The organism is Enterobacter wuhouensis (assembly GCF_035835995.1).
In the GTDB taxonomy this organism is placed as follows: Bacteria; Pseudomonadota; Gammaproteobacteria; order Enterobacterales; family Enterobacteriaceae; genus Enterobacter; species Enterobacter wuhouensis.
Genome location: NZ_CP142124.1, coordinates 1920740 through 1934937, shown reverse-complemented (window position 1 = coordinate 1934937; position 14198 = coordinate 1920740). Strand labels below are relative to the sequence as shown.

Sequence of the window (14198 nt, the reverse complement as noted above, 5' to 3'; positions counted from 1 at the left end):
ATCCAAAAAGGCGACTTCGGTCGCCTTTTTTATTGCTTCAAGACAGAGGATTGCTTAATGATTAATAAAATTTTTGCACTTCCGGTAGTCGAACAACTTACCCCTGTGCTCTCCCGCCGCCAGATTGATGGCGCTGACGTTATTGTCGTTGACCACCCGCGCGTAAAAGCCTCCGTGGCCCTGAACGGTGCCCATCTGCTCTCCTGGAAACCAGAAGGCGAAGAAGAAGGCCTGTGGCTGAGCAATGCGACCTCGTTCAAAAAAGGGGCCGCGATTCGTGGGGGCGTACCGATCTGCTGGCCATGGTTCGGCCCGGCAGCACAGCAGGGTCTGCCCGCGCACGGTTTTGCCCGTAACCAGCAGTGGACGCTGAAAGCCCATAACGAAGATGAAAGCGGCGCAGTGCTGACCTTTGAGCTGCAGGCGAACGATGAAACCCGCGCCCTGTGGCCGCACGATTTCACGCTGTACGCCCGCTTCAAGCTGGGCAAAACCTGCGAGATCGAACTGGAAGCACACGGTGATTTTGAAACCTCTTCCGCCCTGCACACCTATTTCAACGTCGGTGACATTAACGCAGTTAAAGTGAGCGGCCTTGGCGATACCTTTATCGACAAAGTGGATAACGCCAAAGAAGGAAAACTGAGCGACGGCGTTCAGACGTTCCCTGACCGTACCGACCGCGTGTATCTGCATCCGGAAGCCTGCAGCGTGATCCACGACGGCGCCCTGAACCGCGGCATTGAGGTGGTTCATCACCATCACAGCAACGTTGTGGGATGGAACCCAGGCCCGGCGCTTTCTGTCAGCATGGCAGACGTCCCTGACGACGGTTATAAAACGTTTGTCTGCGTGGAAACCGCGTGCGTGACTGAACTACAGAAAACGAGTGAAGAGAAACCGTCTCGCCTGGGGCAGACGATTAAGATTGTGAAGCGCTAAGAGAAAAGCGCCCCTCACTCTGGCCCTCTCCCCACAGGGGAGAGGGGATAGTCGGTGCAGGCTTAAACAACGTCTAAAGGCGTTTTAACGGCGGGTACTGGGAAGGCATTATCTAAAAGGCGTAACTCTTCGCCGGTCAGCGTGATATCTAGCGCTCCCGCATTCGCTTTGACGTGTTCAATGGATGCCGCCTTCGGGATGGCCATCACGCCCTGATGACGTATCACCCACGCCAGCAGGATTTGCGCGGCGGTTGCGTTATGGTTACGGGCAATCTCGTTGACGACCGGGTGATTCATCAACCCTGTTCGCAAGCGTCCGGCCTGGGCCAGCGGGCAGTATGCCATCACCGGAACATCGTGCTGCTGACACCAGGGCAGCAGATCGTATTCAATGCCGCGCGATGCAAGGTGATACAGCACCTGATTGGTCGCACAGGCAGAGCCGCCCTCCTCACGCCACAGCGCCTGCATGTCGTCGACGTCAAGATTCGACACGCCCCAGCGGCCAATTTTGCCCTGCTGCTGAAGTTTGTTCATCAGGTCGATGGTTTCATCGAGCGCAAAATTGCCCCGCCAGTGCAGCAGGTAGAGGTCGATACGATCGGTCCCCAGACGTCGCAGGCTGGCTTCACACGCGGCCTGTCCTTTCTGGCCGCCCGCATTCCACGGGTACACTTTGGACACCAGAAACACCTTGTCGCGCTGGCCTTTTATCGCCTCACCGACCACCTCTTCCGCCCCGCCTTCAGCATACATTTCAGCGGTATCAATCAGCGTCAGCCCAAGATCGATGCCCGCCCGCAGTGCATCGACCTCTGTTTTACGCAGGCTCGCCTTTTCGCCCATATACCAGGTGCCCTGCCCAATCGCGGGGATTGAACGGCTGCCGGAAAATGCCACGGTTTTTACGCTCATATCACTCTCCTGTTTAGTTGCACCACGCTAAAGCAAACGGGGCGCAAGCGCCCCGTTATCATGCACAGATTGCACTGTAATAATGCACAATCAGAATTTGTAGGTGACACCCACTGAGAAGATCCCAGCCCAGGACTTATCGACCATCGGGCTATCTTTAACTTCATCGCTCAGACGGGAGTAACGGCCGGTGCCGTAAACGTTCCAGTCACCGAGGAAGTTATAGCTTGCGGTCAGCTCCAGGTACGGGTCCCAGCCATCGTCTGCGCTATAGCTTTTCAGACCACTGCGGCGAGACTCATTTTTAGACACGCCATAGTAGTAGTCGTTGTAATTTTCGCTGCTGTACTGCACGCCAATACCCGGCGTCAGGGTCAGCGCGCCGTTGGTGTAACGGTAGAGCCAGGCCAGATCCCAGATGAAGCCGTTGCTGTTATCCAGCGTATCGCCCGCCAGCGCGGTGCGCAGGAAGCCGTACTGCGTGTTATGAACGTAAGAGAGACCCGCCATCATCGAGCTCTTACGTTTGTCGAGCTGGCGCAGCGCGTGGCTGTCGCTGTCACCCGGCTTGAAGTGCGTCGGATCGTAATACGCCATGATCGAAAGCTTGTCAGCCGTGTCGTTCCACAGATAGTAGCCGCCGCCTAAACCGCGGAACCAGAAGTTATCGCCTTCATAGGTGACAACGGGAACGGGATACACATCGCGGTCATACTGCTTATACGGGCTGTTAATGACACCCGCGCCCGCGCCAACAGTCCACTGACCTTCCGCCTGCGCGGTGCTTACTGCGGTAGCGGCAAGGATGCCCAATGCCAGAAGTTTGAGTTTGGTCACAATCCATTCTTTCCTGTAGTCAAATAATCAGCGGGTGAAGTGTAACCGCCATTCCCGAACATCCCAAAACTTTTTGCCCACTAATGAGTTTGATTAACCCGTTATTTTTCACTTTTCAGATGACAACCCGCTTTCATTTATGTGACCAGAGAATGAAAACTCCGGTTTGGCCTTATAACAAGGGTGGAAATTTTTGGATGAGTTATTGATATGTCATTGAAATTGGATTTTATCGACATGCAAGTTTTGCAAATGCCATCTACGCTTTAATTTAAGAAGAGGTTTTGCTGAACACCCTGCGGTTCTTAGCCTTCGACCTGGCACACAGGTTGCTGCTCTGGCAGTGAGGTGCGAGAAATTCTCTTCCGGGAGCCTCCACTACTCATACGAACGGCTCTTATCCTGTGCTAAAAAACGAAAGGACGGCATGCCATGAATATATTCGATCACTATCGCCAGCGCTATGAAGCTGCCAAGGACGAAGAGTTCACACTGCAGGAGTTTCTTACCATTTGTCGGCAAGATCGCAGTGCCTATGCCAATGCGGCAGAACGGCTATTGATGGCTATCGGTGAACCAAACATGGTTGACACTGCCCTGGAGCCTCGGCTTTCCCGTCTCTTTTCGAATCGGGTAGTTGCCCGATATCCGGCGTTTGAAGAGTTTTATGGCATGGAAGATGCCATCGAACAGATTGTCTCGTATCTGAAACACGCTGCCCAGGGTCTGGAAGAGAAGAAGCAGATCCTCTATTTACTGGGCCCCGTCGGCGGCGGTAAATCGTCGCTTGCCGAACGCCTGAAAGCATTGATGCAGCGCGTGCCTATTTACGTGCTGAGCGCCAACGGCGAGCGCAGCCCGGTGAACGACCACCCGCTGTGCCTGTTTAATCCGCAAGAGGATGCGCAGATTCTGGATAAAGAGTTTGGCATTCCGCACCGCTACCTCGGCACCATTATGTCGCCGTGGGCGGCAAAACGACTGCACGAGTTCGGCGGGGATATCACCAAATTCCGCGTCGTTAAAGTGTGGCCGTCGATTCTGGAGCAGATCGCCATCGCCAAAACGGAACCGGGCGACGAGAACAACCAGGATATTTCGGCCCTGGTCGGTAAGGTCGATATCCGCAAGCTGGAACACCACGCGCAAAACGACCCGGATGCCTACGGCTATTCCGGTGCGCTGTGCCGCGCAAACCAGGGGGTGATGGAATTCGTGGAGATGTTCAAAGCACCGATCAAAGTGCTGCATCCCCTGCTAACCGCCACCCAGGAAGGAAACTACAACGGCACGGAAGGCATTTCTGCCCTGCCGTTTAACGGCATTATCCTTGCCCACTCTAACGAATCAGAATGGGTGACCTTCCGCAATAACAAGAACAATGAGGCGTTCCTTGACCGCGTATACATCGTCAAAGTGCCTTATTGCCTGCGGATCTCCGAAGAGATCAAAATCTACGAGAAGCTGCTTAACCACAGCGAGCTGGTGCATGCCCCTTGCGCCCCCGGCACCCTGGAAACGCTGTCACGCTTCTCCATTCTGTCGCGCCTGAAAGAGCCGGAAAACTCCAGCATCTACTCAAAAATGCGCGTCTATGATGGCGAAAGCCTGAAGGATACCGACCCGAAAGCCAAGTCATACCAGGAATACCGCGACTACGCCGGCGTCGACGAAGGGATGAACGGTCTTTCAACGCGCTTCGCGTTCAAGATCCTCTCCCGCGTCTTTAACTTCGACCATGCGGAAGTGGCGGCCAACCCGGTTCATCTGTTCTACGTGCTGGAGCAGCAAATCGAACGTGAGCAGTTCCCGCAGGAGCTGGCCGAGCGCTACCTGGAGTTCCTCAAAGGCTACCTGATCCCGAAATACGCCGAATTCATTGGCAAAGAGATCCAGACCGCCTATCTGGAATCCTATTCCGAATACGGGCAGAACATCTTCGACCGCTACGTGACCTATGCCGACTTCTGGATCCAGGATCAGGAGTACCGCGACCCGGATACCGGCCAGCTGTTTGACCGTGAATCCCTGAACGCGGAGCTGGAGAAAATTGAGAAGCCTGCCGGGATCAGCAACCCGAAAGACTTCCGTAATGAGATTGTGAACTTCGTCCTGCGCGCCCGCGCGCACAACAACGGACGCAATCCAAACTGGACCAGCTACGAAAAACTGCGCACCGTTATTGAGAAGAAAATGTTCTCCAATACCGAAGAGCTGTTGCCGGTGATTTCGTTTAACGCCAAAACCTCAACCGACGAGCAGAAAAAGCACGACGATTTTGTCGACCGTATGATGGAGAAAGGCTATACCCGCAAGCAGGTTCGCCTGCTCTGCGAATGGTATCTGCGCGTGCGTAAATCGTCTTAAAACAAGTGCCCGGTGGCGCTTGCGCTTACCGGGCCTACAAAATGTCCGGCACTTTCGGACGCTGCAAGTTGGCAAATGCAGTACGGGGGATATATGACCTGGTTTATTGACCGGCGTCTTAACGGCAAAAACAAGAGCACGGTAAACCGCCAGCGCTTCTTGCGCCGTTATAAATCGCAAATTAAACAGTCGATCTCCGAGGCCATCAACAAACGCTCGGTGACCGACGTCGACAGCGGCGAGTCTGTCTCCATCCCTACCGATGACATCAGCGAACCGATGTTCCATCAGGGGCGAGGCGGCCTGCGCCATCGCGTTCATCCAGGCAATGACCACTTTGTGCAGAACGACAGAATCGAGCGCCCGCAGGGTGGCGGCGGCGGTTCGGGAAGCGGTCAGGGCCAGGCCAGCCAGGACGGCGAAGGCCAGGATGAGTTTGTCTTCCAGATTTCCAAAGATGAATATCTCGATCTGCTCTTCGAGGATTTGGCCCTGCCGAATCTGAAAAAGAACCAGCATCGGCAGCTCAACGAATATAAAACCCATCGCGCGGGCTATACCGCCAACGGCGTGCCCGCCAACATCAGCGTCGTGCGTTCGCTGCAGAATTCCCTGGCGCGGCGCACGGCGATGACGGCAGGTAAACGGCGCGAGCTTCGCGAGCTGGAAACCAGCCTCAAGGTTGTGGAAAACAGCGAACCGGCGCAGCTGCTTGAAGAGGAGCGCCTGCGTAAAGAGATCGCTGAGCTACGGGCGAAGATCGACCGGGTGCCGTTTATCGACACCTTCGACCTGCGCTACAAGAACTATGAAAAACGCCCGGAACCTTCCAGCCAGGCGGTCATGTTCTGCCTGATGGACGTCTCCGGCTCGATGGATCAGGCCACCAAGGATATGGCGAAGCGTTTTTATATCCTGCTTTATCTGTTCCTGAGCAGAACCTATAAGAACGTCGAGGTGGTGTATATCCGCCACCACACCCAGGCCAAGGAGGTCGATGAACATGAGTTCTTCTACTCGCAGGAAACCGGTGGGACCATCGTCTCCAGCGCCCTCAAGCTGATGGATGAAGTGGTGAAAGAGCGTTACGACCCCGCGCAGTGGAACATCTATGCCGCGCAGGCGTCGGACGGTGATAACTGGGCAGACGACTCCCCGCTGTGTCACGAAATCCTGGCGAAGAAAATTCTGCCGGTGGTGCGTTACTACAGCTATATCGAAATTACCCGCCGGGCGCACCAGACGCTATGGCGCGAATATGAGCATCTGCAGTCCATGTTCGATAACTTTGCGATGCAGCATATCCGCGATCAGGACGATATCTATCCGGTATTCCGGGAGCTGTTCCACAAGCAGTCCAGCACCAGCAGCGCATAACCCAACGGCCAGCGGATTCGCTGGCCGTTTTCTTTCTGCCCTTCTCTCCCCGTGATAATGTAGAGCGTTATGTACTGGCATTTAACAGGGGAAAAACGCGATGTCTGAACAGGTTAGTGGGACAGCTACGCACGCTCGGCTGATTACGTTACTCACCGAACAGGGCGCCCGGTTTCGCGTGATGGAGCATGACGCAGTGGGGAAATGCGAAGCGGTAAGCGAAATTCGCGGCACCGCTCTGGGGCAAGGGGCGAAAGCGCTGGTCTGCAAAGTGAAGGGAAACGGAGTAAAAAAACATGTTCTGGCGATCCTCGCCGCCGACCTTCAGGCCGACCTGAGCCGGCTGGCCAGCCACTTCGGTGGGTTAAAAGCCTCTCTCGCCAGCCCGGCTGAAGTCGACGCCCTCACGGCCTGCGTGTTTGGCGCTATCCCGCCCTTTAGCTTCCACCCTGATTTAGCGCTGGTCGCCGACCCGCTGCTGTTCGAGCGTTTCGACGAGATCGCATTCAACGCCGGCCTGCTTGAGAAATCCGTCATTATGGATACTCAGGATTACCTGCGTATCGCCCGGCCTGAGCTGTTGACGTTTCACAGAGCGTAACCGAGACGGCTGGCGTTCTGTCAGCCGTTTCTTTCAAGTAAGAGAACCGACGCGACCAGAATAATTGCGATGGTCAAAAACGTTGAGGAGATAATCAGCGTTTCAACAAACATGTGATCGTTCATGATATCGCTCCTTGTGCCTCGTATATCCCTTTTTATCCCTTAATAATGACGGTGAGATGACAGCAGCGGGTCAGCCAAATGAATATTAGCGCGCTGAAACGATTCGCGACAAATAACCCCGCGAGTGCAAGATAATTAGCATTCTCAGTAAATTGTTACCGGTATCACGAAAAGCAGTTTCCATAAGCCTGTTGGCAGATCTCGTAATTGTGAACGCCCGTGAGGTGGTTAAACATGTTTAACAGAGCATCTCAACAACACACCTTAACGGGCAAGGCGATAACAATGACCGAGACGATTACCCGCAAAGAAAAAATCAGCTACGGATTAGGGGATATGGCCAGCCATATTGGGCTGGATAACGTGATCATTTTCCTGACATTTTATTATACGGACGTCGTTGGGCTACCGGCAGCCTTTGTGGGAACCATGTTCCTGCTGGCGCGCACGGCGGATGCTATTATCGACCCGGCAATGGGCTATATTGCAGACCGAACCCGCACCCGCTGGGGGAAGTTCCGCCCGTGGATGCTGTGGCTGGCGCTGCCCTTTGGGGCAAGCTGCCTGCTTACCTATGCCGTGCCGGAATCTCTGGATCTGCACGGTAAAATGATCTTCGCTACCGTTAGCTATACCCTGATGATGCTGATGTACACGGCCATTAATATTCCCTATTGCTCAATGGGCGCGGTGATCACGCCTGACAATGACGCACGCATTTCCCTGCAGTCATATCGTTTTTTCCTCGCCACCTTAGGAGGCGCACTCTCGACCTTCTTTATGATGCCGCTGGCGGAATTTTTAGGGGGCGACGATAAATTAATGGGTTACCGCTGGGCAATGGCCATTATGGCAACCGTTGCGGTGATTATGTTCTGGATCTGTTTTGCCAATACCCGCGAGCGAATTAATGCTCCTGCTACCCATAATAATTACCTTTCAGAACTGAAGGATTTATTGCGAAACGATCAGTGGCGCGTTGTCGCCGTGCTGGTATTAACCAATATCGGCTTTGGGGTTATTCGCCTCGGCGCGATGATGTATTTCGTCACCTATTATCTCGGCAGCGCAAGCTATTTTATGTGGATGCTGGGGGCGCATATTTTGGGGAAAGCGGCTGGCAGCGCCCTGGCAAAACGTCTAACCCAGAATTACAGCAAAGTGCAGATGTTTGGCTACTGCTCCGTCATTGCGGGCGTGCTGAGCATCGCGCTGTTCTTTGCGCCTAAATCGGTATTCATCCTCGTCCCGCTAACCTTTATCGTCTCAACGCTCTACCAGGCGACCACCACGCTCATGTGGGTAATGATGGCGGACGTTGCCGACTACGGAGAATACAAGCAGGGCAAACGCATGGACGGCGTGATTTTCTCTACCTTCCTCGCCGTACTGAAGCTGGGAATGGCCATCAGCGGCGCGATCGTGGGCTGGACGCTGGGCTTTAGCGGCTATGTCCCCAACGCGCCAGAACAGACCTCCACGGCGATGTACTGCATTATCGCCCTCTTTACCATCGTGCCCGGCGTGCTGTCGCTTTGCGCTTTCGCCACGCTGCGCTGGTACAAGCTTGACGACAGCACGATGAAATCGATCCAACTCGCCAAACACACGGTTTAAAAAGGACGCGTTATCCATGAGTGAACTGATTCAACATTCCAACAGTATCGAATGGCGTTTTGAACGTCAGATCCTGCGCATCGAACCCTGGGGAGAAAACAGTCTGCGCGTCCGGGCGACCTGCTCCCCGGAATTCAGCGATGCGGAGCATGCGCTACTCCCTGCCGACCCCTGCCACGCCGAAATTACGGCAGAAGCGGAAAGCCTGACGCTGCGTAACGGCAACATCACCGCGACGCTGAACCTCAAAGGACAGCTGGCCTTCTATAACCAGCGCGGCGAACTGCTGCTGGAAGAGATGTGGCGACAGCGCTCTACCGTCGGGATCGGCGCCAGCGAAAAGAGCCAGGATAAATACGTCAGCGCTCTCAAGCTGGATGGTCGCGAATTTAAGCCGCTGGCAGGGGGTAAATATCAGCTCACCGTCCGGTTTGAATCTCGCCCGGATGAACGTATCTACGGCATGGGGCAATACCAGCAGCCCTGGCTGGATTTGAAAGGCTGTACGCTTGAGCTGGCGCAGCGCAACTCTCAGGCCAGCGTCCCCTTTATGCAGTCCAGCCTTGGCTATGGTTTGCTGTGGAATAATCCGGCCATTGGCGAAGCCAGCTTTGCCAAAAACCAGACGGAATGGCGCGCCCGCGTGACGGGTGAGATGGACTACTGGATCACCGCAGCCGATAGCGTGGTGGACATCACCCGCCAGTACGTGAAAGCCACCGGCACCCCGCCGCAGGCGCCGGACTTTATCAGCGGGCTGTGGCAGTGCAAGCTGCGCTATCGCACGCAGGAAGAGGTGTTAGAGGTCGCGCGTGAATACCGCCGCCGCAATCTGCCGCTCTCGGTGATGGTCATCGACTTCTTCCACTGGCCGAATCAGGGCACCTGGTGCTTTGACCCCGTCGACTGGCCCGATCCGAAAGCGATGGTCGACGAGCTGCGCGAGCTGGGCATCGCGCTGATGGTCTCCGTCTGGCCTACGGTGGAAGCGCGCAGCCCGCTCTACCCGCTGATGAAGGCCAAAGGCTGGCTGGTCAGCAGCGAACGCGGCGTACAGGTGAACCTCGACTTTATGGGCAACACCACCTTCTTCGACGCCACCCACCCGCAGGCGCGGCAGTTCGTCTGGGACACGGTGAAGAAAAACTATTATGACCTGGGGATAAAGCTGTTCTGGCTCGACGAGGCGGAGCCCGAATACCGCGCCTATGATTTCGATAACTATCGCTATCACGCTGGCCCGGTGCTGGAGGTCGGCAACCGCTACCCGCGCGATTTTGCACAGGGGTTTTACGATGGCCTCCAGGCCAACGGTGAGACGGACATCGTAAACCTGGTGCGCTGCGCCTGGGCGGGCAGCCAGCGCTACGGCGTGCTGGCCTGGTCAGGCGACGTTCACTCCTCGTTCCACGCGTTTCGTAACCAGCTCGCCGCCGGGCTGAATATGGGGCTGGCGGGTATTCCGTGGTGGACCACCGATATCGGCGGTTTCCAGGGCGGCAACGTTGAGGATCCGGCATTCCACGAGCTGCTGATCCGCTGGTTCCAGTGGGCGGTGTTTACCCCCGTACTGCGCATGCACGGCTACCGCGAACCGCAGATCCAGCCGCCGGAGCGCTACCGGGACGGTATTCCGCAGTGCAACAGCGGCTCGCCGAATGAGCTGTGGAGCTACGGGGAAGAGAACTTTGCCATCATGCAGCGCTGGCTCGCCGTGCGCGAAACGCTGCGTCCCTATATTGATGCCCTGTACGAAAACGCCCATCGGAACGGCGATCCGCTAATGCGTCCGCTGTTCTGGCACTACCCGAATGAAGCGCAAAGCTGGGAAACGGAGGATCAGTATCTGTTCGGCCAGGACCTGCTGGTTGCGCCGGTAATGCATGCAGGCCAGCGTGAACGTCAGGTTTGGCTGCCAGCCGGAAATCGCTGGGTTGCCCTGAACGGTGAACGCTATGCGGGCGGCGAGCGGATCGCGGTGCAGGCAGCGCTTGATACCATTCCGGTATTCATTCGTGAAGGCAGTCCGCTGGTGCAGCAGCTGGTAAGCTAAATTCAGGCAAGCGCCCAAAAAATAGAGGAATTTTTGATAAAAGCCTGTTTGCTCTCGCGTTTGCGCGTAAAGTAAGCAGGCTTACTATTTTTGGCAAGGATCTCCTCATGTTCGACCCGACTCTGCTTATCCTTCTGGCGCTGGCCGCGCTCGGCTTTGTGAGCCACAACACCACCGTTGCTATTTCAATTCTGGTGTTGATCATCGTGCGTGTGACCCCGCTCAACGCCTTCTTCCCGTGGATAGAAAAACAGGGCCTCACCATCGGGATTATCATCCTGACCATCGGCGTGATGGCCCCCATCGCCAGCGGGACGCTACCCGCCTCGACCCTCCTGCACTCCTTCGTGAACTGGAAATCACTGATCGCTATCGCGGTAGGCGTATTTGTATCGTGGCTGGGCGGCCGGGGCGTCACGCTGATGAGCAGCCAGCCCTCGCTGGTGGCCGGCCTGCTGGTAGGAACCGTGCTCGGCGTAGCGCTGTTTCGCGGAGTGCCGGTTGGCCCGCTTATCGCTGCCGGGCTGGTGTCGCTGTTTATTGGGAAGTCGTAGTCAGGCTGGCGATATAGCGCGCTGGCGTTTGCCCCAAGCCCTTCTTAAACATGGTGATAAATGCGGTGGTCGAGTCATAACCCAGTGACTGCGCCACCTGCTGCACCGACTTCCCGCTAATCAATAGCTGCAGGGCCACAATAAGCTGCAGCTGATGCCGCCAGCGGCGAAAATTTAATCCGGTCTCTTTCACCACCAGCCGCGCCAGGTTGCGCTCGCTCATGGCAAAATGGCTCGCCCACTGCGCCAGGGTCTGCCAGGCGGCGGGCTCCTTCGCCATGGTCTCGCTCATCAGCCGAATTTTGGGATGAGGTGAAACGGGTAGCTGCAGATGTTCCTGAGGCTGTAAAGGCAGCTCGTCAAACAGCACGCCGACAAGCCGCGCGGTGGCGGGTTCATTCAGCTGCATGCGCGATTTTTCTGCCAGAGATAAAATCAGCTCGCGTACCAGCGGCGATATTTTCAGCGTGCAGCAGCGTTCGGGCAAACCCAGCGCGCCAGGTTCAATAAACAAAAAGCACAGCTGCGCGCCCGGCGTGGCCTTGTTGCTGTGCGGCATCTGCCCCGGGATCCACACCGCATACTGCGGTGGCACCATCAGCATGGCGTTTTCCACTTCGCAGGTGATTGCCCCGCCCAGCGCCAGGATCAGCTGGCCCTTGCGGTGCTGATGCTCCGGAATATGCTGCTCTTCCGCCACCACGCGGATGCGGAATGCCACCGCCGCATCGCGCTGGCTGTCGGGATCGTAACCTTCCAGCCCTAGACCAATCATTAAGTTGTCCGATATTAGCGATAAACTGTCATTTTAGCTTGATTTCAACGGCCGTGAAAATCGGTATGGTGTGCGCTCGCTTGAACGTAAGAGAAAATAATGACTACTGCTATTCGACCTTCAGGGAAACAGGGTGCATTGCTGATCGCGGGCATCCTGATGATTGCCACGACGCTTCGCGTGACCTTTACCGGTGCCGCCCCGCTGCTCGACACGATCCGACATGACTATGGGTTAACGACCGCGCAAACCGGCATGCTCACCACGCTGCCGCTGCTGGCCTTCGCGCTCATCTCACCGCTTGCCGCCGGGGTTGCCCGGCGCATTGGCATGGAGCGCAGCCTGCTTATTGCCCTGCTGCTGATCTGCGCCGGCATCGGCGTGCGCTCCCTCCCCTCAGCAACGTGGCTGTTTATCGGTACTGCGGTAATCGGGTGCGGAATTGCGCTGGGTAACGTGCTGTTGCCCGGGCTTATCAAACGGGATTTTCCGGGCCAGGTCGCCAGGCTCACCGGCGCGTATTCCCTGACGATGGGCGCGTCCGCCGCGCTAGGGTCGGCGATGATTGTTCCTCTGGCGCTGGGGGATGCCGGCTGGCACGGCGCGCTGCTGATGCTGATGGTCTTTCCGCTGGCGGCATTGCTGCTGTGGCTGCCACAGTGGCGTCAGGCGCCTGCCGCGACGGTGACGGGCGCCGGTGCGTTACACAATCGTGCCATCTGGCGCTCTGCGCTTGCCTGGCAGGTCACGCTCTTTCTGGGCATTAACTCCCTGATTTACTATGTCGTTATCGGCTGGCTTCCCGCCATACTGCTCAGTCACGGCTACAGCGAAACGCAGGCGGGTTCGATGCACGGGCTCCTTCAGCTTGCCACGGCCGTCCCCGGGCTTGCCGTTCCGCTGATCCTGCATCGACTGAAAGATCAGCGCGGCATCGCCGGGTTTGTGGCACTGATGTGTGCGGTAAGTGCGGCTGGCTTCTGGTTTGCACCTGATATGGCTGTGGTATGGACGTTGGTGTTTGGCTTCGGTTCCGGCGCAACGATGATCCTCGGCCTGACGTTTATCGGCCTGCGCGCCAGCTCAGCCCATCAGGCTGCCGCCCTGTCCGGCATGGCACAATCGATTGGCTATCTGCTTGCCGCCTGTGGGCCCCCGCTGATGGGCAAAATTCACGACGTGGTGGGAGACTGGCGGATTCCACTCTTAGCCTGCGCGCTGGCGTCGATGTTCATGGCCGTCTGCGGCGTACTTGCCGGGCGTGACCGGGAGATCGCGCCCCGCTAACCACCATGGCAGACCCGCAGGTCTGCCTTTTTTTATTCGCGCGCCGCGCGCAGCATCGCCTGCACCAGCACCACCGGACGCCCCTGCAGCGCAGCACGCTCATGCTGGAACAGCGTGATCACAAAGAAAGGATGCGTGATCAGCTCGGCGGCACGGATTTCTCCCCCATCGTCCCAGCCCGTCACGCGCAAATCGCCCGCTTCAAGCTCCAGGGCAAATTCTGGCGATACGCCATAATTGCAGTGATAGCCCTCCTCAATTTCCAGCCTGCCATAGGCTTTGGCAATGAGGGTATTATTGCGCAGCTCGATCGCGTCGGTTTTTTCCACCAGCGAGCAGCTCAGCGGAGCAATGACCATCGTCCCTTCGGTATCGGTTTCAGCATGCGCGGCATCCCGCCAGCCCAGCACATTTCGCGCGTACTCAATTAATGCATGCTGGAACCCGCCGCAGGTTCCCAGGAAGGGAACGCTGTTTTCACGCGCATAGCGTGCGGCGATAAAGGCCGCTTCACTGTTTTTATAGGGACTGGCAGGAACCAGCCAGATGGCATCGTAACCCACCAGGTCTTCGGGACTGGTCAGTTCCGTGGTGGCAAGCCAGTCGTAGTCTGCGGTGAGATCCAGTACGGCTGCGGCGTCGTCGATAGCCAAAGGGATCGCCTGATGCGCAATCACATCGGGATTGTAATCGCCAACCAGGGCAATGCGCAGCGTCGTTTTAGCCGGGAGGTGTTCCATGAAGGG

At 56.6% G+C, this 14198-nt stretch carries 13 protein-coding genes; 8 read left to right on the top strand and 5 right to left on the bottom strand.

Annotated features, from left to right (window positions below; genetic code table 11):
* Positions 1-57: 57 nt before the first annotated feature.
* Positions 58-942: a D-hexose-6-phosphate mutarotase gene (locus tag VPX56_RS09230; RefSeq protein WP_131634349.1), complete on the top strand. Its 885-nt coding sequence runs from the start codon at positions 58-60 to the stop codon at positions 940-942.
* 62 nt (positions 943-1004) lie between these two features.
* Here VPX56_RS09230 and VPX56_RS09225 read toward each other — a convergent pair whose 3' ends face one another.
* Positions 1005-1859 carry an aldo/keto reductase gene (locus VPX56_RS09225; protein ID WP_326471273.1) on the bottom strand — a complete coding sequence of 285 codons (855 nt, stop codon included), beginning with the start codon at positions 1857-1859 and terminating at the stop codon, positions 1005-1007.
* A 90-nt stretch (positions 1860-1949) separates the two neighbouring features.
* On the bottom strand, positions 1950-2696 hold the full coding sequence (locus tag VPX56_RS09220; protein ID WP_131634347.1) for a MipA/OmpV family protein: 747 nt from the start codon (positions 2694-2696) through the stop codon (positions 1950-1952).
* 432 nt (positions 2697-3128) lie between these two features.
* Between VPX56_RS09220 and yeaG the strand changes: the two genes are divergently transcribed.
* The 3 genes from yeaG to VPX56_RS09205 all read left to right on the top strand — a co-directional run bounded on the left by yeaG (position 3129) and on the right by VPX56_RS09205 (position 7041).
* Positions 3129-5063: a protein kinase YeaG gene (gene yeaG, locus VPX56_RS09215; protein WP_131634346.1), complete on the top strand. Its 1935-nt coding sequence runs from the start codon at positions 3129-3131 to the stop codon at positions 5061-5063.
* A gap of 93 nt (positions 5064-5156) precedes the next feature.
* On the top strand, positions 5157-6440 hold the full coding sequence (locus tag VPX56_RS09210) for a YeaH/YhbH family protein (protein ID WP_131634345.1): 1284 nt from the start codon (positions 5157-5159) through the stop codon (positions 6438-6440).
* 100 nt (positions 6441-6540) lie between these two features.
* Positions 6541-7041, top strand: a complete 501-nt coding sequence (locus VPX56_RS09205; RefSeq protein WP_326471268.1) for a YbaK/prolyl-tRNA synthetase associated domain-containing protein — start codon at positions 6541-6543, stop codon at positions 7039-7041.
* A 20-nt stretch (positions 7042-7061) separates the two neighbouring features.
* Here the strand turns inward: VPX56_RS09205 and yoaI are convergent, their stop codons facing one another.
* Complete coding sequence (gene yoaI, locus VPX56_RS09200) at positions 7062-7166, bottom strand: small membrane protein YoaI (protein ID WP_263609278.1); 105 nt, start codon at positions 7164-7166, stop codon at positions 7062-7064.
* A 285-nt stretch (positions 7167-7451) separates the two neighbouring features.
* On the opposite strand from yoaI, the gene VPX56_RS09195 reads away from it, so the two are divergent.
* The 3 genes from VPX56_RS09195 (at position 7452) to VPX56_RS09185 (ending at position 11390) form a co-directional block, all read left to right on the top strand.
* Positions 7452-8783 (top strand): glycoside-pentoside-hexuronide (GPH):cation symporter, encoded by a 1332-nt coding sequence (locus tag VPX56_RS09195; protein ID WP_131634343.1) that lies wholly within the window; start codon positions 7452-7454, stop codon positions 8781-8783.
* Positions 8784-8799: 16 nt separating this feature from the next.
* Positions 8800-10836 carry a glycoside hydrolase family 31 protein gene (locus tag VPX56_RS09190; protein ID WP_131634342.1) on the top strand — a complete coding sequence of 679 codons (2037 nt, stop codon included), beginning with the start codon at positions 8800-8802 and terminating at the stop codon, positions 10834-10836.
* A 107-nt stretch (positions 10837-10943) separates the two neighbouring features.
* Positions 10944-11390, top strand: coding sequence for a DUF441 domain-containing protein (locus VPX56_RS09185; protein WP_131634341.1), 447 nt, complete (start codon positions 10944-10946; stop codon positions 11388-11390).
* Here the strand turns inward: VPX56_RS09185 and VPX56_RS09180 are convergent.
* Positions 11374-12165 carry an AraC family transcriptional regulator gene (locus tag VPX56_RS09180; RefSeq protein WP_326471264.1) on the bottom strand — a complete coding sequence of 264 codons (792 nt, stop codon included), beginning with the start codon at positions 12163-12165 and terminating at the stop codon, positions 11374-11376. The genes VPX56_RS09185 and VPX56_RS09180 overlap by 17 nt on opposite strands.
* Positions 12166-12264: 99 nt before the next feature.
* On the opposite strand from VPX56_RS09180, the gene VPX56_RS09175 reads away from it, so the two are divergent.
* Complete coding sequence (locus tag VPX56_RS09175; RefSeq protein WP_326471262.1) at positions 12265-13452, top strand: CynX/NimT family MFS transporter; 1188 nt, start codon at positions 12265-12267, stop codon at positions 13450-13452.
* Between the two features lie 32 nt (positions 13453-13484).
* On the opposite strand, the gene VPX56_RS09170 is transcribed toward VPX56_RS09175, so the two are convergent.
* Positions 13485-14192 (bottom strand): CTP synthase C-terminal region-related (seleno)protein, encoded by a 708-nt coding sequence (locus tag VPX56_RS09170; protein WP_131634338.1) that lies wholly within the window; start codon positions 14190-14192, stop codon positions 13485-13487.
* Positions 14193-14198 lie beyond the last annotated feature (6 nt).

Bases quoted from the DNA above. Each gene is read 5' to 3' on its own strand.
- VPX56_RS09180 (WP_326471264.1), bottom strand. From the start codon at position 12,165: ATGATTGGTCTAGGGCTGGAAGGTTACGATCCCGACAGCCAGCGCGAT.
- VPX56_RS09170 (WP_131634338.1), bottom strand. From the start codon at position 14,192: ATGGAACACCTCCCGGCTAAAACGACGCTGCGCATTGCCCTGGTTGGC.
- VPX56_RS09190 (WP_131634342.1), top strand. From the start codon at position 8,800: ATGAGTGAACTGATTCAACATTCCAACAGTATCGAATGGCGTTTTGAA.
- VPX56_RS09175 (WP_326471262.1), top strand. From the start codon at position 12,265: ATGACTACTGCTATTCGACCTTCAGGGAAACAGGGTGCATTGCTGATC.
- yoaI (WP_263609278.1), bottom strand. From the start codon at position 7,166: ATGAACGATCACATGTTTGTTGAAACGCTGATTATCTCCTCAACGTTT.
- yeaG (WP_131634346.1), top strand. From the start codon at position 3,129: ATGAATATATTCGATCACTATCGCCAGCGCTATGAAGCTGCCAAGGAC.
- VPX56_RS09225 (WP_326471273.1), bottom strand. From the start codon at position 1,859: ATGAGCGTAAAAACCGTGGCATTTTCCGGCAGCCGTTCAATCCCCGCG.
- VPX56_RS09230 (WP_131634349.1), top strand. From the start codon at position 58: ATGATTAATAAAATTTTTGCACTTCCGGTAGTCGAACAACTTACCCCT.
- VPX56_RS09210 (WP_131634345.1), top strand. From the start codon at position 5,157: ATGACCTGGTTTATTGACCGGCGTCTTAACGGCAAAAACAAGAGCACG.
- VPX56_RS09195 (WP_131634343.1), top strand. From the start codon at position 7,452: ATGACCGAGACGATTACCCGCAAAGAAAAAATCAGCTACGGATTAGGG.
- VPX56_RS09205 (WP_326471268.1), top strand. From the start codon at position 6,541: ATGTCTGAACAGGTTAGTGGGACAGCTACGCACGCTCGGCTGATTACG.
- VPX56_RS09185 (WP_131634341.1), top strand. From the start codon at position 10,944: ATGTTCGACCCGACTCTGCTTATCCTTCTGGCGCTGGCCGCGCTCGGC.